Raw genomic sequence first — 20026 nt, 5'->3', positions numbered from 1 at the left:
CCCCTTCCGCGAATCCCCGGTGCATCCGCGGACCCGGAGCGCGCAGCGCGGAGGGCGCGTAGGCAGGGCGCGCTTGACCAGCCTTCGGCTGTGGTAAAGCGCTTCTTTTGGTTACCTTTTCTTTGCGCGAGCAAAGAAAAGTAACTCGCCGCCAGGCGAAAGCCTTTGCTGTTGCTTCAAGCTTTACTGTTGGATGAGAAGAACCGTAGTAGCGAGCGGCTTCAGCCGCTACGCGCGACGCGCCAGCGTCGCTATGCCTCTGGGACGATGGCCCCCTGCATCGCGGCAGCCGCCGGTCACGACGTCGGGACTGAAGTCCCTCCCACAACACGTGTCTGCGCGTGACGCATACGTTGGCGATGCCCACCCGTAGGAGCGGCTCCTACGCTCCCAAGACCCCCGAGCAAACCTGCCACCCATCCCAAATCCCATGGCAGCTCCGCCCCCGCTCTGCTAAAGTCCGCGCCCAGCGCTGCCGCGTCCGGCAGCCAGGCACAGCCGCCGCCATGCCTTCAACCGTGAGTCTTTCGGGGGAAGTGGTGTATGCGCGTCGCGCGGTCCGTGTTGTCCTTATGCGTGGTATCCGTCTTGCTGAGCTGGGCGCCGCCAACGCGCGCTGCCAGCGCCGATGCCGCGCCGCCTCCTGATCCCACCACTCTCGACCAGATCGTCGTCACCGGCGAGAAAAGCGGCCGCAGCGTGCAGGACACCACCAGCTCGGTCGCCGTCACCACCGAAGCGCGCATCGAGCAGGAGAACCTGCAGAGCGCCTACGAAGTCTTCAACCGCACCGCCAACATGGCCCAGACCTACGGCGATGCCGGCTTCAGCATCCGCGGCATCCGCAACATCGACGGCGGCAGCGATGCGCCGCTGGCTACCATCTACCTGGACGGCGCCGCCCTGCCGTGGAAGGCGATCAGCTGGGCGCCGCTGAGCCTGTGGGACCTGCAGCAGGTGGAAATCCTGCGCGGCCCGCAGTCCACCCTGCAGGGCGAGAACGCCCTGGCCGGCGCGATCGTCCTGCGCACCGCCGAGCCGACCATGGACTGGCAGGGCAAGCTGCGGGTGCTGGCCTCCGATCCGTCCGACCGCAGCGTGGCCGGCGCGGTCGGCGGCCCGATCGTCGCCGACGAACTGGCGTTCCGCGCCTCGGTGGAGCAGCGCAGCTTCGACGGCTACACCTGGAACCTCACCCGCCAGGCCGCCGACGACGCGCAGGTCTCGGCGATCTACCGCGGCAAGCTGCTGTGGACGCCGTCGGCGATCGCCGGGCTGAAGGTGCAGCTGGGCTACACCCGCTCGCACCGCACCGGCCCGTACATGTACAGCTACGTGCGCACCGATATGCCCGACTATTTCGCGCACCGCTACACCACCAACAACACCCCGGACCGCACCCGCAGCGACAGCGACATCGTCACCCTGCAGGCCGACTACGCGCTCTCCGACGCCTGGTCGTTGTCCTCGGTCAGCGCCTGGAACAAGGTCACCTCGTCCAGCCTGTGGGACATGGACCATGGCCCGGATAACGCCGGCTACGCGCGGCGCCAGCTCGACGACACCACCGCCTCGCAGGAATTGCGCCTGCACTACGCCGGCGCCGCGGTGCAGGGCCTGCTCGGCGCGTACTGGGCGCGGCACGTGGAAGACAACGACGCGCAACTGCTGAACAACGTCGCCACGCCGACCACCACCATCGCCGGGCTGCTGCGCAGCGCCGGCTTCCCGGCCGCCACCGCCAGCGCGATCGCCACCCGCTACGCGCAGGCGCTGCCGGTGATTCCGGTCGACTACGTCAGCGCCAGCCCGACCCGCTCCAGCAACCGCGCGCTGTTCGCCGACGGCCAATGGCAGATGGGCAGCGGGTTCTCGCTGCTCGGTGGGCTGCGCTACGACCGCCAGCGCTACGCCATGGCCTCCGACACCACCGCGGCCTTCGCCGGCCGCTATCCCGACCCGGCCGCCTTCGCCGCCAGCGGCACCGCGCTGTATCGGGCCATCGTCGCGATCAACCAGGGCGTGGCCGGCATCGTGCGCTCGGCCAACGGCGAGGTGGCCTGGAACACGCGCGACTTCGATGCGCTGCTGCCCAAGCTCGGCATGCGCTACGACTGGAACCCGGACCTGTCGACCAGCTTGGTGGTGCAGCGCGGCTACCGCTCCGGCGGCTCCAGCTTCAACTCGGCGCGCAGCCAGGCCTTCCCCTACGATCCGGAATACACCTGGAACTACGAAGCCGCGCTGCGCTCGCAGTGGCTGGACCGGCGCCTGACCCTCAACGCCAACGCCTACTACATCGACTGGAAGGACAAGCAGACCACCGCCTACTTCGGCCTCAACAGCTTCGACTTCAACACCGTCAACGCCGGCCGCGCGCATCTATACGGCGCCGAGCTGGAGGCCAGCCACCGCCCCAGCGAGGCCTTCGACTGGTACGGCTCGCTGGGCTATGCGCGCACCCGCTACGACAGCTTCGCCACCATCGCCGGCGCCTCGGTCATCGACTACGCCGGCCGCGAATTCGCCTACGCGCCGCACTGGACCGCGGCGCTGGGCGCCAACTGGCGCTTCGCCGAGGGCTGGCTGGCCAACCTCAACGCCAGCTTCCGCGACCGCGTCTACACCGACATCGGTGCCGGTGCCGTGCAACTGGCCTCGCGCACCGTGGTCAATGCCAAGTTCGGCTACGAGAACCTGGACTGGAGCGCGTGGATCTTCGCCAACAACCTGCTCGACCGCCATTACATGCAGTACCGCTGGGCCACCGATCCGGTCGCGATCCTGGGCGCGCCGCGTGTGGTCGGCATCGGCTTCGAGGCGCGCTGGTGATGCTCGCCTTTGCCACCGTCGCCTATCTGCTCGCCGCCGCGCTGGCGGCGCTGGCGTTCTACCTGGCCACCGCGCACCAGCGGCTGCGTCCGGCCTGGCATCGGCACGCGCGCGCGCTGCGCGTGGCCGGCACGCTGCTGTGCGTGGCCGCGTTGGGTGCGGCGATTTCGGCGCTGGGCGTGTGGGCCGGCGTGTTCGCCGCGCTGAGCGCGACGATGCTTGCGGCGGTGGCCCTGCCGTACCTGGATGCGTGGCGACAATTGCACCAAGGGGCTGGCGATGTGGGCTAGGTGGCTGGCGGCGATCGTGCTGGGCCTGCCGCTGGCGGTGGGCGTCATCGGCTTGTGCGTGCTGCTGTGGCCGGGCGACCTGCAGGTGCATACGTTGCCCTGGCTGTTGCTGGTGTTCCCGCTGTGGGTCGGCGCGATGTCGCTGGCCTTCGTGTTCCGCAGCGGCGCGCGCGCGTGGCTGTGGCTGGGCGCTGCGACCGCACTGTGCTACGTGGCGCTTTACCTGCTCAAGGCCACCCATCTCGTGCAGGTGAGCGCATGAAGGCCGCGACCCTGCGCCAGTTCCTGTCGGCGCACAGCTGGATGGGCCTGCTCGCCGGCATGGCCTTGTTCATCGCCTTCTACGCCGGGGCGATCAACGTGTTCACCCACGACCTGGAGCAGTGGCCGCGCCCGGCCGCGGTGCAGGCCCCGGCGTTGCCGCCGGAGCAGGCCGCGCAGGCGCTGGCCGATGCGGTGCTGGCGCGGCATCCGGCGCTGGCCGCGTCGTACACGCTGATGCTGCCCGGCGAGGGCCGCACGCAGCCGCAGTTGTTCGCGTTCGGGCCGGCCGCGCAGCAGGCCTTCGGCGGCATGGTGCAGTTCCAGCCCGGTGCCGACGGGCAGCCGGTGCAACTGCCGCAGCGCAGTGGCTTCGTCGCGTTCCTGTACGACCTGCACTTCACTGCCGGGCTGCCGCGCACCTTCGGCACCTACCTGTTCGGCGTGGTCTGCCTGCTGTACGGAGTGGCCCTGGTCAGTGGCGTGGTGCTGTACGCGCCGGTGCTGCTCAAGGACCTGTTCGCGCTGCGCCGCGGCCGCAACGTCAAGCGCCTGTGGCAGGACGCGCACAACGCCATCGGCATGCTGTCGCTGCCGTTCCACGTGATCTTCGCCTGGTCCGGCGCGGTGCTGACCCTGGGCGTGCTGCTGCTGGCGCCGTTCCAGTACCTGGTGTTCGACGGCAAGCTGATGCAGGTGCTGCAGCCGGACTTCGAACTGGCGCCGCACGTGCAGCCCGCGCACGTGCCTGCGCCGATGCTGCCGGTGGCCGAGCTGGTGGCACGGGCGCGCGCGGCCAATCCCGGCTTCGTGCCGGAGAGCCTGTCCTTCCACGATGCCGGCGACGCCAATGCGCAGGTGGAGCTCTACGGCCACCAGGAGCAGCGCCGGCTCAACACGCTCGGCGGCGTGGCGCTGCGCGCGGCCGACGGCAAGGTGTTGCGGGTGCTGTCGCCGCAGACCATGTCGCCGGGCGTGGCCGCGCTGCGCGGCCTGCAGACCCTGCACTTCGGCGACTACGGGCGCTGGCCGCTGCAGTGGCTGTACTTCCTGCTCGGGCTCGGCGGCGCGTTCCTGTTCTACAGCGGCAACCTGCTGTGGGTGGAAGCGCGGCGCAAGCGCCGCCAGGTCGCGCAGCCGTTGCGCACCCACGTCATGGCGCGGCTGACCACCGGCGTCTGCCTGGGCTGCGTGGCCGGGGTGTCGGCGCTGTTCGTGGCCGCGCGCCTGTTGCCGCCGGGGATGGAGCGCTGGGCGTACTACGCCGTGTTCGCGCTCGGCGTGGCCTGGGCGCTGTTGCGGCCGACCGCGCGCGGCGCCTACGAACTGCTGCTGGCCTGTGCGGTGCTGACCGCGCTGGTGCCGCTGGCCGGGTTGCGCGGCGCCGCCGGCTGGGTGGCGCCGTGGAGCAGCGGGACGCTGCTGGCCATCGACGCCTGCGCGCTGGCGCTGGCCTGGGCCTACTGGCAGATGGCGCGCGCCGCGTATCGCCGCGGGCAGGGCGGCGATCCACACAGCGTGTGGGCGTTCCCGCCGCCGCGCTGACGCTCGCCCTGCCGTGCCAAGGCGGCGCGGCAGGGCGCTGCTGTCACGCAACCGATCGTCCCAAAAGTGGACAATCACGCGCCGGTGCTTTTTCATGGTCTCGACGTGGGCACCGCAGCGTCCGCGCGAAACCGAATCGGGTGACACGATTTGATGTGACCTGATCCGCACTTCGCGCCGCGTTGCCGTCGACAGGGGACTGCATGCACGAGCGTTACCAGGAGCCACACGACGCACCGCCGGGCGAGGCCTACGCGGCGCAATTGCGCAAGGGATTCGCCGCGCTGCGTTTCGATCCTCCGCTGGAACGGGCGTACCGCCACTACACCGCCGCCACGCTGGGCTTCGCGCAGCGCGTGGCGGCCTCGCTGGGCGTGTTGATCGCGCTGCTGCTGCTGGGCTGGGACGCGGTGCATTTCGGCTGGCGCGGCGGCGGCCTGCTCGGCTATGCGGTGGCGGTGCGCGTGGCGACCCTGCTGGCGCTGCTGTGGGTGGCGGCGGCGATCCATCGCGCCGACACGCACGGCCCCGGCCGCGCCGCGCTGTTGCTGCTGGTCGGCGGCACCGGGCTGGTGCTGTCGAGCATCGGCTACCCGCCGCAGGAACTGCGCTATGCGGCGGCGGTGATGACCCTGGTGATCGTGGCCGGCTTCTTCCCGTTGGGCATGGCGTTGTGGCAGAGCGTGGCGGTGGCGCTGCTGCTGTGCGCGATCAGCGCCGTGGCCGGCCATCTGCTGCTGGAGGGCGCGGCGCACGATGCCTACCTGCGCCTGCAGTGGCTGCTGTGGACCGCGGTGCCGGTCGGTGCGGCCGGCGGCTACCTGCGCGAACACTCGCGCCGCGAAGGCTTCCTGCAGCGGCGGGTACGCGACGACGAGGCCTTGCGCGACGCGCTCACCGGCCTGGGCGACCGCCGCCGCTTCGACGAACACCTGGCGGTGGCGCTGGCCGAGCGCGGGCGCCTGCAGCGCGGGCTGGCGCTGATCCTGGTCCAACTCGACGGCTTCGCCGCGCTGAACCAGCGCAGCGGCGCCGGGGCCGCCGACCGCGCGGTGCTGGAGGTGGCCGAGGCCATGCAATGCCTGCTGCGGCCGCTGGACGTGGCCATGCGCATCGGCGCCGACCGCTTCGCGCTGGTGCTGTACGACGCCAGCGGCGCGCACCTGCGCCAGGTGGCGCCGGCGCTGCGCGACATGGTCGAGGTGATGGCGATCGCCCAGGATGCGGCGGACGCGCAGGCGCTGACGGTCAGCGTCGGTGCGCTGCTGGCCACGCCCGAGGACACGCCGGCCACGCTGATGCAACGGGCCGAGGCATTGCTGGATTCCGCGCGCGCCGTCGGCAACCGCGTGGTGCTGGCCGAGGACACCGGCTGGTAGCGCGCTGAGCCGGCGCACCAGCCCTCGCGACCGACGCCGCAGCCGCCATTGTGGGAGGGACTTCAGTCCCGACGCGGCACACCGACCGACCTGGGAAGCCCGCCTCTGCTTTCGACGGGGGCGCACACGTGCTTCGTCACGGCCGCGAACGCTGCACGCGGCACTTGACCACCGCCGCCTCAGAACGTCCCCCGCTGCACGAACGGCACCTGCGCGTAGAGCTGGCGCTCGCCGCCGCGCGGGTCGTGCGCCAGGCGGCTGTCGGTGTCGAACAGCAGGGTTTCGCGCTGGGCCAGCGAGTACGGTGCCCAGCGTGGCAGGCCGGGGTGGTTGGGATCGCCGTGGCGGGCGAAGGCCAGCAGCGCTGCGCTCATCGCATCGGCCATGCGCTGCGCGTCGGCGCCATCGCCGGTGCGCGATCCGGGCTGGCGGATGTTGTCGAACACCAGCGGGATGTCCAGGGTGTGGAAGGCGCCGAACTTGCCGCCGTCCAGTGGCGAACCCCAGTCCAGTTGGTAGACCCAGGTCGGCGCGCCCTGCCGCGCGCGCGCCTCGGCTTCCTCGACCGCGCCACGCCAGGAGCGGCCGGCGGTGGTGGCGGCGAAGAACACCTCGCTCGGCGTGTAGTGCGGATACAGCCGTCGGTACTCGGCGATCACCACCTGCGGCGGCAGGTCCACGTACTGCTCCTGCGCCAGCTTGGCCGGCAGCGCGTCCCAGGTCAGCGCGAAGTTGGCCGGATCGTGGCCGAGGAAGGCGCGGGTCTCGTCGTGGGTGTTGCCGATCACCATCGGGATGCGCGCCGACTGCGGCGGCGCGTCCGGCCAGAACGGATGGCGGTGCAGCACCTGCGCATCCAGCACCGGGCCCAGGTACAGCGCGGTGTCCTCCGCGCGCGATGGATCGCGGATGCGCGTGGCCTCGAGCACGCGCTGCAGCGGCAGCGTGCGCAGCGCGTCCAGTTGCGATGGTTCCAACTGCAACGCCTGCAGCAGCAACTGCGCGCGCTGGCCGGCGGCACGTGGCCCGGCGGCGGTGACCTGTTGCCCGCTCATGGTCCAGGCGCGGTGGAACAGCCCCTGCGCGGCCGGCATCGCCATCAGCGTGGCGATCTTGGCGCCGCCGCCGGACTGGCCGAACACGGTGACGTTGCCGGCATCGCCGCCGAACTCGGCCGCGTGCGCGCGCACCCACTGCAGCGCCTGCACCAGGTCGAGCTGGCCGACATTGCCGGAGGCGGCATAGGCGTCGCCCCCGAACGGCGCCAGGTACAGATAGCCGAACGCATTGAGGCGATGATTGACGCTGACCACCACCACGTCGCCGCGCTGGCACAGGCGCACGCCGTCGTACAGCGGGTCGCTGCCGGAGCCGTTGTTGTAGGCGCCGCCGTGGATGTAGAACAGGATCGGACGCTTCGCACCGTCGCGCAGGCCCGGGGTCCAGACGTTGAGGAACAGGCAGTCCTCGCTGACCGGCTCGGACCCGCGCTGCGGCGCCGACGCACCATAGGCGCCGCAGTCGCGCACGCCGTGCCAGGGCCGTTCCTGCAGCGCCGGTTGGAAGCGTCGCGGCGCGGTGTCGGCGCCGTAGGCAATGCCCTTGAACACGCACACGCCCTGCTCGCGCACGCCACGGATGCGGCCGCTGCGGGTGCGCGCCAGCGGCGCCGCCCGCATCGGCACCGAGGCCGGCGCCAGACCGGGCAGCGCGCCGCTGAAGGCCAGGGCGCCGAGCGCGCCGTCGCGCAGGAAGCGGCGGCGGCCATGGTCGTCGGGGGCGGCCGCGTCGGGCGCGGTGGGGAGCGGGGCGGGCAGGCGAGGGCGGGCGGTCATGCGTGGACGGTGTCCTGGCTAGGCGATCGGGGACGCGAGAGGTGTGGCGGCGTGGCCGTGTTTGCGACGGCCGGCGGTCCGGCGGCGTGCGTGGACCGGGCGAGGCGGGCGCCGCCGCGTGGTGGAGAGGTCGCTCACGGACGGGCTCACGGCGTGCCCGCCGGTGGCGGGATCGGCGCGCGGGCGCGGGGATCGTCCTGCACGCTGCGCATCCAGCCCAGCGCCAGCTGCGGCCATGCCGCCAGCGGCAGGCCGGCGATGCCGCGGGTGCCGAAGCCATGGCCGCCGTGCGCGAACAGGTGCAGCTCGGCCGGCACCCCGGCCTGGCGCAGCGCCTGGTAGAACAGCAGGCTGTTCTCTTCCGGCACTACCGGATCGTCCTGCGCGTGCACCAGGAAGGTCGGCGGCATGCCGGCATGCACCCGGTTCTGCAGCGAGTAGGCGGCCATGGTCGCCGCGTCCGGATGGCGGCCCAGCAGCCGCAGCCGTGAGCCGGTGTGCGCCGCGGTGCCGCTACCCATGTCGATGACCGGGTACAGCAGCAACAGGAAATCCGGCCGCGCGCTGACCCGGTCGATCGCATCGCGCGCCGGATACACCACGTCGTCGTAGCGGGTGCCGAGGCTGGCGGCGACGTGGCCGCCGGCGGAGAAGCCGATCGCGCCGATGCGCTGCGGATCCACGCCGTAGTCGGCGGCATGCGCGCGGATCAGGCGCAGCGCGCGCTGCGCATCGGCCAGTGGCTGGTCGCGCGCCATGGCGCCGTCGGCGGCCGCATCGGGCAGCCGGTAACGCAGCACGAACAGGGTGATGCCGGCTTGTTCGGCGAAGATCGATACCAATGCCGTGCCTTCCTTGTCCAGCACCACGCGCGCATAGCCGCCGCCCGGCGCCACCAGCAGCGCGCTGCCGTTCGGGTGCTTCGGCCGGTACACCACCATGTAGGGCTGGTAACGGCCGCTGAGCGCGCGATCGGGCAGGGCCGGGTCGTCGCTGCGCTCGACCAGATGCGCGTGCTCGGAGCCGGCCGTCGACCCCGGCGCCGGACCGGGCCACAGCGGCAGCCGCGCCGCCGCCTCGGCAGCGCTCTCGCTGGCCGGCCGCTCGGCCGCTGCCGTCGGGCCGAGGGCGCCCAGCAACAGGCACAGCGCTGCCAGCAGGGCGATGCCGGAGCGGGGGCTGTGCCTGCCGCAGGATGGGGACAGTGGTTCGGCGGGACGTAGGCGGGTGGCGAGGAGTCGGGCCGACATCATCGAGATCTCGTCGTGGATGGAAGAAACCCGCGGCGCGTGGCCGAGGGCACGATGGCCCCAGTGTGCGCGCCGCCTGCGCCAACGCATGGCGCTGTATCGCTGTTGCTGTTGCTGTTGCTGTTGCTGTTGCCTTTGCCGATTCCCGATTCCCGATTCCCGATTCCCGGCCTTTTGCCGCACCGCACATTGCCAATGACACCGGTTTACCATATACAACGGCGCAACGCGCTGTCGATGCGCGGCGCAGCAATTCCGATCCCCCACATTCCTTGCGGAGATGCCCTTGAGCCTTCCTTCCGGCCCGTCGCAGACGCCACCGCCCGCGTTGGCCGACATCGCGGCCCGCTTCGTCCAGGCCCGTCGCCAGGGCCGCTCGTTGCCCGATTTCCCCGGTGTCATCCCCGACGATCTGGAGACCGCCTACCGCGTGCAGGACCTGGCGATCGCGCAATGGCCGGACCGTGTGGTCGGCTGGAAGGTCGGCTACATCGCCGCCGAGCGTCGCGATCACTCCGGGGACGAGCGCCTGCTGGGCCCGATCTTCGCGGCTGCGCTGTGGAATGCTACCGGTGGAACAACGGACATCCCGGTGTTCGAGGGCGGCTTCGGCGCGGTCGAGGCCGAGTACGTGCTGCGCCTGGACGCGGACGTGCCGGCCGACCAGTTGCACTGGACTCCACAGCAGGCCGCGCAGGTGCCGGCGACGCTGTTCGTCGGCGTCGAGGTGGCGAGCAGCCCGCTGGCCACGATCAACCAGCTGGGGCCGCGCGTGGTGATCTCCGATTTCGGCAACAACAACGGCCTGCTGCTGGGGCCGCAGGTGCCGGACTGGACCGCGCTGGACGAGACCGCGCTGCGCGCCGAGACCTGGATCGAGGGTCAGTGCGTGGGCACCGGCGGCGCCACGCTGTTGCCGGGCGGCCTGCGTGCGGCGTTCGCGTTCGCGCTGGCGCGCTCGGCCAGGCGTGGCCGGCCGCTGCGCCGCGGCGAGCTGATCGCCACCGGCAACGCCACCGGCATCCACGACATCGCCATCGGCCAGCAGGCGACGATCCGCTTCGACGGCTACGGCGAACTTCACTGCAGGGCGGTCGCGGCCTAGGCTGGCGACGGCAATGACGCGCGGGAGGGCGCAGCATGATCACTCGTAGACGATTCCTGGGCGCGGGCCTGACCGCGGCGGCCGCGGCCGGCGTGCCGCTGGGTGCGCTGGCGCAGGCCGGCGGTAGCGGTACGCGCCTGCTCACCGCCACCGACGTGCACGTGGCCGACTACCCCACCGTGGAGGCGGTGCGCTGGTTCGGGCAGATCCTGGAGCAGAAGACCGGCGGCCGCCTGCGCCTGCGCGAGTATCACTCCGGCCAGCTCGGTCGCGAGGCGGAGGCGATCGACATGGCGCGCTTCGGCGCCATCGACATCACCCGCGTGTACTCCGGTGCGTTGAACAACGCCTTCCCGCTGACCCAGGCGCTGTGCCTGCCGTACGTGTTCGACTCGGTGGCGCACCTGCGCCGCGCGATCGACGGCCATGTCGGCGACAGCATCCTGCGCAGCTTCGAACAGCGCGACCTGGTCGGGCTGGCGATCTACGACTCCGGCGCGCGCTGCTTCTACAACACCAAGCATCCGCTGCGGCAGCCCAAGGACCTGCACGGGCTCAAGCTGCGCGTGGCGAACTCGGACATCTTCCTCAAGCTGATGCGCATGCTCGGCGCCAACCCCACGCCGATGTCGCTGGGCGAGACCTTCTCGGCGATGGAAACGCACATGATCGACGGCGCCGAGAACAACATGCGCAGCTTCCAGTCCAGCCGCCACTTCGAGGCCGCGCACTACTGGTCGCAGAGCGATCACTCGTACGCGCCGGACGTGCTGGTGATGTCCCGGCGCAGTTTCGAGACGCTGACGCCGGACCAGCGCGCGCTGGTGCTGGAGACGGCGCGGCAGTCGGTGACGGTGATGCGCCGGCTGTGGGATGCCTCCGAGGCGCAGGCGCGGCAGCAGGTGATCGACTACGGCGTGGCCATCAACGAGGTGGACATGCCGGCCTTCCGCAAGGCCGCCGCGCCGCTGCTGGCCGAGTACCGGCAGCAGCCGGAGATCGAAGCCCTCTACCGCCGCATTCGCGATTTCGCCTGAGCCCATGCCGATGACCGACCACGCCCCCGCCCTCCCGGTGCCGCCGCTGCAGCGGCTGCTGGACCGGATCGCCAACCTCGCCATCGGCACCGCCGCCGCCGCCCTGCTCGGGCTGGTGGTGGTGCAGGGCTGGCAGGTGTTCACCCGCTACGTGCTCAACGACTCGCCGAGCTGGACCGAGCCGGTGACGCTGCTGCTGCTGAGCACGGCGATGAGCCTGGGTGCCGCCGCCGGCGTGCACACCCGCCGCCACTTCGGCTTCTTCCTGCTGGCCGAGACGCTGCACGCCAACCTGCGCCGCGTCATCGACCTGGTGCGCCCGCTGCTGGTGGCCGCCATCGGTGCGGTGATCGCGTGGTGGGGCGCGGTGCTGCTGCTGGACGGGCTGGACATCAAGATGGCCGGCGCGCAGATGCCGCAGAGCATCAACTACCTGCCGCTGTCGATCGGCGGCGCGCTGATGAGCGTGTTCGCGCTGTACCAGGCCTGGCGGGTGCTGCGCCCGGGCACCACCATGGGGAGGAACTGAGCATGGCCATCGCCATCCTGTTGGGCTTGTTCGTGGTGCTGCTGCTGATCGGCGTGCCGGTGGCGTATGCGCTGGGCACGGCCGCGCTGGCCACGCTGCTGTATCTGGACCTGCCGGCGGTGGTGCTGGTGCAGCAGATCTCCGCCGGCAGCGGCTCGGCGTCGCTGATCGCGATCCCGTTGTTCATCTTCGCCGGCGAACTGATGCTGCGCGGTGGCATCTCCGACCGCCTGATTGCGCTGGCGTCCTCGCTGGTCGGGCGCATGCGCGGCGGCCTGGGCCAGGTCAGCGTGCTGTCCTCGCTGTTCTTCGGCGGCGTGTCCGGCTCGGCCATCGCCGACGTCTCGGCGGTCGGCGGCACCATGATTCCGCAGATGATCAACCGCGGCTACGACCGCGACTACGCGGTCAACGTGAGCATGACCGCGGCGCTGGTGGCGCTGCTGGTGCCGCCCTCGCACAACCTGATCCTGTTCTCGGCCGCGGCCGGTGGCGGCCTGTCGATCGCCGACCTGTTCGCCGCCGGCATCGTCCCGGCTCTGCTGATGACCGCGGCGATGATGCTCACCGGCTACGCGGTGGCGCGCTCGCGCGGCTACGGCACCGAGGCGTTCCCGGGCTGGCGCGCGGTGGCGCTGCGCCTGGTCGGCGCGCTGCCGGGCCTGGGCCTGGTCGCGCTGATCTTCGTCGGCATCCGCGCCGGCATCTTCACCGCGGTGGAGAGCGCGGCGATCGCGGTGGTGTACGCGCTGCTGGTCACCGCGCTGCTGTACCGGCAGCTGCGCTGGGCCGAGTTCTTCGGTGCGGTGACGCATGCCGCGCGCACAACCGGGGTGATCCTGTTCGTGATCGCCACCGCGGCGGTGTTCGGCTGGCTGCTGGCCTACCTGCAGGTACCGGCGGCGGCGGTGCACTTCCTGCAGTCCATCGCCCACAGCCAGCACACCGTGCTGCTGATGATCGTGGTGATGCTGCTGCTGCTGGGCATGTTCATGGACCTGGCGCCGAAGATCCTGATCTGCACGCCGATCTTCCTGCCGGTAGCCAAGGCCTACGGCATCGACCCGATCCATTTCGGCCTGGTGATGGTGCTGGCCGGCGGCATCGGCCTGATCACCCCGCCGGTGGGCTCGGTGCTGTTCATCGGTACCTCGATCGGACAGATCACCGTGGCCCAGAGCATGCGCACCATCTGGCCGTTCTGGCTGGCGGCGCTGTGCGTGCTGCTGATCGTGGCGTTCTTCCCGGAGCTGTCGCTGTGGCTGCCGCGCGCGCTGCGCGCCTGAGCCGGTCCGGCGGCGCCGGCTCGCGCCAGGCGGGTGACCGTGGGCCGTTCGCGCCGATGGCCGCTGCAGGCCTTGGCAGCGCCGCGGCCGGTCACCGGGGCGGTGCGCCTACACCGCTTCCGTGACCGTGCGCTGGAGCGAACATGACACCCAGTAGAATCCCCTTTCTTTCGCCCGGTTTTCCGTCCATGGCGCCGAACAAGCCCCGTTCCGTCGATGCTCCCGCTTCCGCCCACGGCAAGGCCGCGACGATCAACGACATCGCGCGCCTGTCAGGGGTGTCGAAGAAGACCGTGTCGCGGATCATCAACAACTCGCCGCTGGTGCGCAAAGACACCCGCGAGAAGGTCGAGGCGCTGATGCGCGAGGTCGGCTATGCGCCGGACCCGCTGGCGCGCGGGCTGGCGTTCCGTCGCTCGTTCCTGATCGGCATGGTCTACGACAACCCCACCGCGCAGTACATCGTGGACATGCAGTACGGCGCGCTGGACGCACTGCGCGGCTCCAGCTTCGAACTGGTGGTGCATCCTTGCGACAGTCGCAGTCCCGGCTACATCGAGGGCGTGCGCCGCTTCGTGCAGCAGCAGAAGCTGCACGGGGTGATCCTGGTGCCGCGCGCCTCCGAGGACCAGGCCCTGGCCGACATGCTCGCCGGCATCGGCGTGCGCTACACCCGCATCGCCTCGCTGCCGCTGGACGACACCTCGCAGATGGTGGTCACCCACGACCGCGACGGCGCCGCCGAGGCCGCCGACTACCTGCTGTCGCTGGGCCACCGCGACATCGCCCTGATCACCGGCCCCAGCGCCTACCGCTCCGCGCACGAGCGCACCGCCGGCTTCATCGACGCGCTGACCCGGCGCGGCATCGAACTGCCGCCGGCGCGCATCGTCGAGGCCGGCTACACCTTCGAATCGGGCGTGGCCGCGGCGGAAAAGCTGCTGCTGGGCAAGCAGCGCCCCAGCGCGATCTTCACCGGCAACGACGAAATGGCCGCCGGCGTGTACAAGGTCGCGCTGCGCGCCAACATCAACATCCCGCGCCAGCTGTCGATCATCGGCTACGACGACAGCCCGCTGGCCTCGCGGCTGTGGCCGTCGCTGACCTCGGTGCGCCGGCACACCCGCGACACCGGCCGCACCGCCGCGGCCATGCTGATCCAGCCCGAGGGCACGCCGTCGCTGGCGGTGGCCAGCGTGCGCCCGCACCTGATCGTGCGCGACTCCTGCCAGCCGCCGGAAGACTGAGCGCGGCGGCGCGGCGGCGCGGCGAGCTGCCGCAGCGAGCGGTGGCAGACGGAGGCTTGCGGCCTGCCAGGCGCTCGCGACGACACGGCGAGATGCATGATTCGCGCCCCGCCAGTTCGCCTGGCTCCGCCGCACGCGCATCCGCCGCTGCGGGAGCGGCGTCAGCGACCTGCAATGCGGGTGTCAGGCGCTTTGTGGGGAGTCGACGGTCGTGCAGACGCGACAAGCGAAGCCGAAAGCCGACTGACACCCTCCGTCGTCGGGACTGAAGTCCCTCCCACAGGGAGGCCCAGCGCATTCTTGTGGGAGCGGCTTCAGCCCCGACGCGCACGAACCGAACTGCCGCGGCGAACGATTCCCGGCAGACCGGGAGCCGTTCCCAGGCAGCAGTGAAGCGCCTGCTGACCGCGGGGCGTGCGCGTTTCAACGCCATCCATGCGTCGCACCCACATGTCGGCCGGGGCACGTGTCCCCCACCGCCTCCCGACTCGCCGCAAACGGTCTACACTGCCGCCGACCGTGCGGACACCGCTCCGCCCATCGAAGGCCCGCTCCGTTCCGGCACCGCCCGGGCGGACCGCGCGGCCTTCCTGCGAGGAGCCTTCGCCATGTCGTCCCCCATCCCCGCCCCCGTCGCGGTCCGTTTCGGCCGCCTGGCGCCGACCGTGCCCGTCGCCGAGATCGCCCGCGCCGTCGCCTTCTACACCGAGCGCCTGGGCTTCCGCAGCGTGTTCCAGAACGGCAATCCGGTCGGTTTCGTGATCCTGAAGAAGGACGACGCCGAACTGCACCTGACCCTGCGTCCCGACCACCGCGGCAGCACCAGCAACGTCGCCCACCTGATCGTCGACGACGCCGCGGCCCTGTACGACGGCCTGCAGGCGCAGGGCGTGCGCATCATCAAGGCGATCCGCGATGCCGACTTCGGCCTGCGCTGCTTCGTCTTCGCCGACCCCGACGGCAACCGCATCGACGTCGGCCAACAGCTCCCGCGGTGAGACCCGCGCCGCCTGGGCGGCGCCGCTTGCCAATCCCCACTCCCGAATCCCCAATCCCGGCCCTTCGTGCACTGCGGAATGACACCGGTTTACCAGACCCGCTAGACTGTCCTCCGTGGCGGGCTGACACACGCCGTCGCCTGCCTTGGAGCGCCCCATGTCCCTGTACTGCAAGACCCACTACGCGACCCATCCCGACGCGATCAAGGGCGCCAGCAACGACCAGCTGCGCGACCTGTACCTGCTCGATGGCCTGTTCGTCGACGACGCGGTGACCCTGAAGTACACCCACTACGAGCGCTTCGTGCTCGGCGGCGCCGCCCCGCGCACGCGGGCGCTGACGCTGCCGGCGCAGAGCGAACCGGCCTCGGCCGCGGGACACCCGTTCCTGGAGCGGCGCGAGCTGGGCGTGATCAACGTCGGCGCCGGCAGCGGCACCGTCACCGTCGACGGCACCGTGTATCCGCTGGGCCCGAAGGACGGCCTGTACGTGGCGATGGGCAGCGCCGAGGTGGTGTTCGCCTCCGACGACGCGGCCAACCCGGCGCAGTTCTATCTGGCCTCCACGCCGGCGCACGCGCGCTTCGCCACCAAGCGCCTGTCGATCGCCGAGGCGGTGGCGCTGGACCGCGGCGCGCTGGAGACCAGCAACGAACGCACCATCTACCAGTACATCGTGCCGGCCACCTGCCAGTCCTCGCAGCTGCTGCTGGGCCTGACCGTGCTCAAGCCGGGCAGCGTCTGGAACACCATGCCGCCGCACCTGCACGACCGCCGCAGCGAGGTCTATTTCTACTTCGATCTCGGCGCCAACGACCGCGTCTACCACTTCATGGGCGAGCCGGACGCGCAGCGCCACATCGTGGTGCAGAACAACGAGGCCGTGGTGTCGCCGCCGTGGTCGATCCACATGGGCGCCGGCACCGCCAACTACGCCTTCATCTGGGCGATGGGCGGCGAGAACCTCGACTACACCGACATGCACGTGCTGGACATCTGCCAGCTCAAGTAGGCCGCCGTCCCGCGCGCCGCTCCCATTCCCGTCGTCCGCATTCCCTCAAGGAGTCCACGCAATGACCCACCCGTTCAGTCTCGAAGGCAAGGTCGCCCTGGTCACCGGCGCCAACACCGGCCTCGGCCAAGGCATCGCCGTGGCGCTGGCGCAGGCCGGCGCCGACATCGCCGCCGCCGGCATCGCCGCGCCCACCGAGACCGAGGCCAAGGTCACCGCGCTGGGCCGCCGCTTCGTCGCCATCGAGGCCAACCTGATCAGCATCGAGCCGGTGCAGCGCATTCTCGACGAGACCCTGGCCGGGCTCGGCCGTCTCGACATCCTGGTCAACAACGCCGGGCTGATCCGCCGTGCCGATGCGGTGGACTTCAGCGAGCAGGACTGGGACGACGTCATGAACGTCAACATCAAGTCCGCGTTCTTCATGTGCCAGGCCGCCGGCCGCCACTTCATCGCCCAGGGCAGCGGCAAGATCATCAACATCGCCTCGATGCTGTCGTTCCAGGGCGGCATCCGCGTGCCCTCGTATACCGCCAGCAAGTCCGGCATCGCCGGCATCACCCGTCTGCTGGCCAACGAGTGGGGCGCCAAGGGCGTCAACATCAACGCCATCGCCCCGGGCTACATGGCCACCGACAACACCGCGCAGCTGCGCGCCGACGCCGCACGCAACCAGGCGATCCTGGACCGTATCCCGGCCGGCCGCTGGGGCGTACCGGAGGACCTGGGCGGCACCGCGGTGTTCCTGGCCAGCAGCGCCTCGGACTACGTCAACGGCACCGTGATCCCGGTCGACGGCGGCTGGCTCGCCCGCTAACTGCCGTCCCTTCTCCCTTCGGGAGAAGGTGCCCGTCAGGGCGGATGAGGGTACGTCAGCCGCCGACCCGTGTTCCGCCCAACCTGCCCCCACCAACCAATCCCCCACGCAAAGGACCCCCATGAAAATCGCCCTAATGAACGAGTTCAGCCAGGCCGCCAAGAACCCGGTGATCCTGCAGCAGCTCAACGACGTCGCCGCCGCACAGGGCCACAGCGTGTTCAACGTCGGCATGGACGGCGACGCCGACCACCGCCTGACCTACATCCACCTGGGCATCTGCGCCGGCCTGCTGCTCAATGCCGGCGCGGTGGACTTCGTGGTCGCCGGCTGCGGCACCGGGCAGGGCGCGATGATGTCGCTCAACGCGCACCCGGGCGTGTTCTGCGGCTACTGCATCGAGCCGACCGACGCCTACCTGTTCGCCCAGGTCAACAACGGCAACGCGCTGGCGCTGGCCTTCGCCAAGGGCTACGGCTGGGGCGCGGAGATCAACGTGCGCTACATCTTCGAGAAGGCCTTCAGCGGCGAGCGCGGCATGGGCTACCCGGCCGAGCGCCGCGAATCGCAGCAGGCCAACGCCGGCATCCTGACCCAGGTCAAGCAGGCCCTGGCCAAGTCCTACCTGGACGGCCTGCGCGCGCTGGATCCGGAACTGGTCAAGCAGGCCGTGGGCGGCCCGCGCTTCCAGCAGTGCTTCTTCGACAACGCCAAGGACGCCGACCTGCGCGCCTTCGTCGCCGGCGTGCTGGGCAAGGCCGACGCCGCCGCGGCCTGAGGTCGCGCCCGCCCAGGCGGGTGTGTCCGGTAGCGTGTTCGCCAAACGCCCCGCATCTGCGGGGCGTTGGCATGCGAACTTACTGCACCAGCAGCAGGCCTTCCGCCAGCGAATAGTTCCGCTCCGGGCAGGCAATATGCATGGTGTCCACCACGTAGAACGTCTGGCCCAGCTTCTGCTCGGTGTGCACGAGGTAGGTCAGCGTGCCGCGCGGCGCGTACAGCTTGGCGAGGATGCCGTGGCCGACCAGCAAGCGCTTCAGGTCCTTGGCGAAGTTGTTGGCGATGGAGTTGGTTTGGCTCTGCGCGCCGACCTGGCAGGCCATCAGCACGATCTCCTCGAACGACTCCTTGCCCAGTCCCTTGGCCAGCAGTTGCTGCAGGAATGCCTCCGGTGCAAGCCCGGCGAAGACGTTGACGTTGCCGTGCGAATTGATCACCAAGCGCTTGCCGCGCGTCTTGTTGCTGGACGATAGCGAGGCCGCGTCGAGCAGGGTCAGCGCATGCGATTGGTTTTCGCCGAAGTGGGATTGCAAGGCTTTCAGCTTGGCGCCGCGCTGATCCGCCTGATCGCCGTCCAGGCCGACATAAATGAGCATGAGGATTCTCCCGACGCACAGGACCGCCAACATGCGTTGGGCGGGAGCATCCGGGAATCCGGGGTGGCCGCGTCGTGGCGCACCGATCTTGCTCGCTGCGCAGCGTAGGGTCGCCGTCGGTGGCCCGGGATCGGCGCATTGCCGATTCTCCGCTGTGGATTGGCCGATCTCTGGCGCGATGCAGTGTGCCGCAGCGCGATGGCGCAGCATCCAGGTCCGGCGACCGAGCAACACGGCCCGGGCACGCCCGCATTGCGACAGCCCCGCAAAAATTTCTAAAGTTCCACCTAGCGCCGCCGATACACATCACCTAGCTGGGTCCCGCTGCGTCGCGGGACGACATGGATTTTTCTTTCCCTGCCCTGCGCAGGATGGTCATGGAGCGACATCACTCTTCTGCAGCGCCTGTTTCCCTGCTTTCGCCGATGGCCCGGATCGCGCCGTCCGCACGCGATCGTGCATGCCTGTCGCATGCGGCGACGCTGGGCAAGGACAGAGCCGATGGCGATGCGTTTTTTCGTAGCTGTATCAACAAGGGGCAATCGATGAAGGACAGTGTGATCAAGGGGGCCATGGGGTTGACGCTTGCGTTGGGCTTGGCGGCCTGCGCGACCGAAACCCATCAGAGCGTCAAACCGCAGACAGTTTCGGCGGCCAGCGTGCCTTACGCCGGCGCACGCGCGCCGATCGCGGTGGGCAAGTTCGACAACCGCTCGTCCTTCATGCGCGGCCTGTTTTCCGATGGTGCGGATCGCCTGGGCAGCCAGGCCAAGACCATCCTGATCACCCATCTGCAGCAGACCAATCGTTTCCGTGTGCTGGATCGCGACAACATGGGCGAGATCAAGCAGGAAGCGCAGATCAAGGGCCAGGCGCAGCAACTCAAGGGCGCCGACTACGTCGTGACTGGCGACGTGACCGAGTTCGGCCGCAAGGAGACCGGCGATACGCAGCTGTTCGGCATTCTCGGCCGTGGCAAGCAGCAGCAGGCCTATGCCAAGGTCAGCCTGAACGTGGTCGATAGCGCGACATCCGAAGTGGTGTATTCGGTGCAGGGCGGCGGCGAGTACACCTTGTCCAACCGCGAGGTCGTCGGCTTCGGCGGGACCTCCAGCTACGACTCCACGCTCAACGGCAAAGTCCTGGATCTGGCGATCCGCGAGGCTGTCAACAATCTCACCGCCGCGATCGACTCCGGCGCCTGGAAGCCGGTCAAGTGACCCGCAA

At 70.3% G+C, this 20026-nt stretch carries 18 protein-coding genes; 15 read left to right on the top strand and 3 right to left on the bottom strand.

The window, feature by feature from the left end:
* The first annotated feature begins 576 nt into the window (after window positions 1–576).
* The 5 genes from SLW52_RS08300 to SLW52_RS08280 all read left to right on the top strand — a co-directional run bounded on the left by SLW52_RS08300 (window position 577) and on the right by SLW52_RS08280 (window position 6307).
* Entirely contained in the window at window positions 577–2832 is a 2256-nt protein-coding gene (locus SLW52_RS08300) for a TonB-dependent receptor (RefSeq protein ID WP_320739967.1), read from the top strand.
* Window positions 2832–3122, top strand: coding sequence for a hypothetical protein (locus SLW52_RS08295; RefSeq protein WP_017907895.1), 291 nt, complete (start codon window positions 2832–2834; stop codon window positions 3120–3122). Before SLW52_RS08300 ends, SLW52_RS08295 begins: the two co-directional genes overlap by 1 nt.
* The gene (locus tag SLW52_RS08290) at window positions 3112–3384 is read left to right on the top strand and encodes a hypothetical protein (RefSeq protein WP_017916978.1); all 273 of its coding nucleotides are present in this window, start codon (window positions 3112–3114) and stop codon (window positions 3382–3384) included. The genes SLW52_RS08295 and SLW52_RS08290 overlap by 11 nt, the downstream gene beginning before the upstream one ends.
* Window positions 3381–4928 (top strand): PepSY-associated TM helix domain-containing protein, encoded by a 1548-nt coding sequence (locus SLW52_RS08285; RefSeq protein WP_320739966.1) that lies wholly within the window; start codon window positions 3381–3383, stop codon window positions 4926–4928. The genes SLW52_RS08290 and SLW52_RS08285 overlap by 4 nt, the downstream gene beginning before the upstream one ends.
* A gap of 203 nt (window positions 4929–5131) precedes the next feature.
* Window positions 5132–6307, top strand: a complete 1176-nt coding sequence (locus tag SLW52_RS08280) for a GGDEF domain-containing protein (protein ID WP_320739965.1) — start codon at window positions 5132–5134, stop codon at window positions 6305–6307.
* A gap of 179 nt (window positions 6308–6486) precedes the next feature.
* Here the strand turns inward: SLW52_RS08280 and SLW52_RS08275 are convergent, their stop codons facing one another.
* Together SLW52_RS08275 and SLW52_RS08270 are read right to left on the bottom strand one after the other, a co-directional pair.
* Window positions 6487–7986 (bottom strand): carboxylesterase family protein, encoded by a 1500-nt coding sequence (locus tag SLW52_RS08275; protein WP_320740087.1) that lies wholly within the window; start codon window positions 7984–7986, stop codon window positions 6487–6489.
* A gap of 302 nt (window positions 7987–8288) precedes the next feature.
* Complete coding sequence (locus tag SLW52_RS08270; protein WP_320739964.1) at window positions 8289–9392, bottom strand: alpha/beta hydrolase; 1104 nt, start codon at window positions 9390–9392, stop codon at window positions 8289–8291.
* Between the two features lie 286 nt (window positions 9393–9678).
* Here SLW52_RS08270 and SLW52_RS08265 point away from each other — a divergent pair, with 286 nt between their 5' ends.
* The 9 genes from SLW52_RS08265 (at window position 9679) to SLW52_RS08225 (ending at window position 18201) form a co-directional block, all read left to right on the top strand.
* Window positions 9679–10497 (top strand): 2-keto-4-pentenoate hydratase, encoded by an 819-nt coding sequence (locus tag SLW52_RS08265; RefSeq protein WP_320739963.1) that lies wholly within the window; start codon window positions 9679–9681, stop codon window positions 10495–10497.
* Window positions 10498–10532: 35 nt separating this feature from the next.
* Window positions 10533–11534: a TRAP transporter substrate-binding protein gene (locus tag SLW52_RS08260; protein WP_017914540.1), complete on the top strand. Its 1002-nt coding sequence runs from the start codon at window positions 10533–10535 to the stop codon at window positions 11532–11534.
* Between the two features lie 10 nt (window positions 11535–11544).
* On the top strand, window positions 11545–12063 hold the full coding sequence (locus tag SLW52_RS08255) for a TRAP transporter small permease (protein ID WP_043090705.1): 519 nt from the start codon (window positions 11545–11547) through the stop codon (window positions 12061–12063).
* A gap of 2 nt (window positions 12064–12065) precedes the next feature.
* Window positions 12066–13349, top strand: a complete 1284-nt coding sequence (locus SLW52_RS08250; RefSeq protein WP_017907812.1) for a TRAP transporter large permease — start codon at window positions 12066–12068, stop codon at window positions 13347–13349.
* A gap of 188 nt (window positions 13350–13537) precedes the next feature.
* A complete protein-coding gene (locus SLW52_RS08245) occupies window positions 13538–14596 on the top strand; it encodes a LacI family DNA-binding transcriptional regulator (RefSeq protein ID WP_017907811.1) in 1059 nt (352 codons plus the stop codon).
* Between the two features lie 608 nt (window positions 14597–15204).
* A complete protein-coding gene (locus tag SLW52_RS08240; RefSeq protein ID WP_017907810.1) occupies window positions 15205–15594 on the top strand; it encodes a VOC family protein in 390 nt (129 codons plus the stop codon).
* 157 nt (window positions 15595–15751) lie between these two features.
* A complete protein-coding gene (kduI, locus tag SLW52_RS08235; RefSeq protein WP_320739960.1) occupies window positions 15752–16606 on the top strand; it encodes a 5-dehydro-4-deoxy-D-glucuronate isomerase in 855 nt (284 codons plus the stop codon).
* 61 nt (window positions 16607–16667) lie between these two features.
* A complete protein-coding gene (gene kduD, locus SLW52_RS08230; protein ID WP_010343054.1) occupies window positions 16668–17423 on the top strand; it encodes a 2-dehydro-3-deoxy-D-gluconate 5-dehydrogenase KduD in 756 nt (251 codons plus the stop codon).
* Between the two features lie 121 nt (window positions 17424–17544).
* The gene (locus tag SLW52_RS08225) at window positions 17545–18201 is read left to right on the top strand and encodes an RpiB/LacA/LacB family sugar-phosphate isomerase (RefSeq protein WP_026144165.1); all 657 of its coding nucleotides are present in this window, start codon (window positions 17545–17547) and stop codon (window positions 18199–18201) included.
* Between the two features lie 79 nt (window positions 18202–18280).
* On the opposite strand, the gene SLW52_RS08220 is transcribed toward SLW52_RS08225, so the two are convergent.
* A complete protein-coding gene (locus SLW52_RS08220) occupies window positions 18281–18799 on the bottom strand; it encodes a hypothetical protein (protein ID WP_320739959.1) in 519 nt (172 codons plus the stop codon).
* 341 nt (window positions 18800–19140) lie between these two features.
* Between SLW52_RS08220 and SLW52_RS08215 the strand changes: the two genes are divergently transcribed.
* Window positions 19141–20019: a CsgG/HfaB family protein gene (locus SLW52_RS08215; protein WP_320744240.1), complete on the top strand. Its 879-nt coding sequence runs from the start codon at window positions 19141–19143 to the stop codon at window positions 20017–20019.
* The last annotated feature ends 7 nt before the right edge of the window (window positions 20020–20026 follow it).

This window comes from Xanthomonas sp. LF02-5, from assembly GCF_034105325.1.
Lineage (GTDB): Bacteria > Pseudomonadota > Gammaproteobacteria > Xanthomonadales > Xanthomonadaceae > Xanthomonas_A > Xanthomonas_A sontii.
This window is presented reverse-complemented; position numbering and strand designations above follow the sequence as displayed.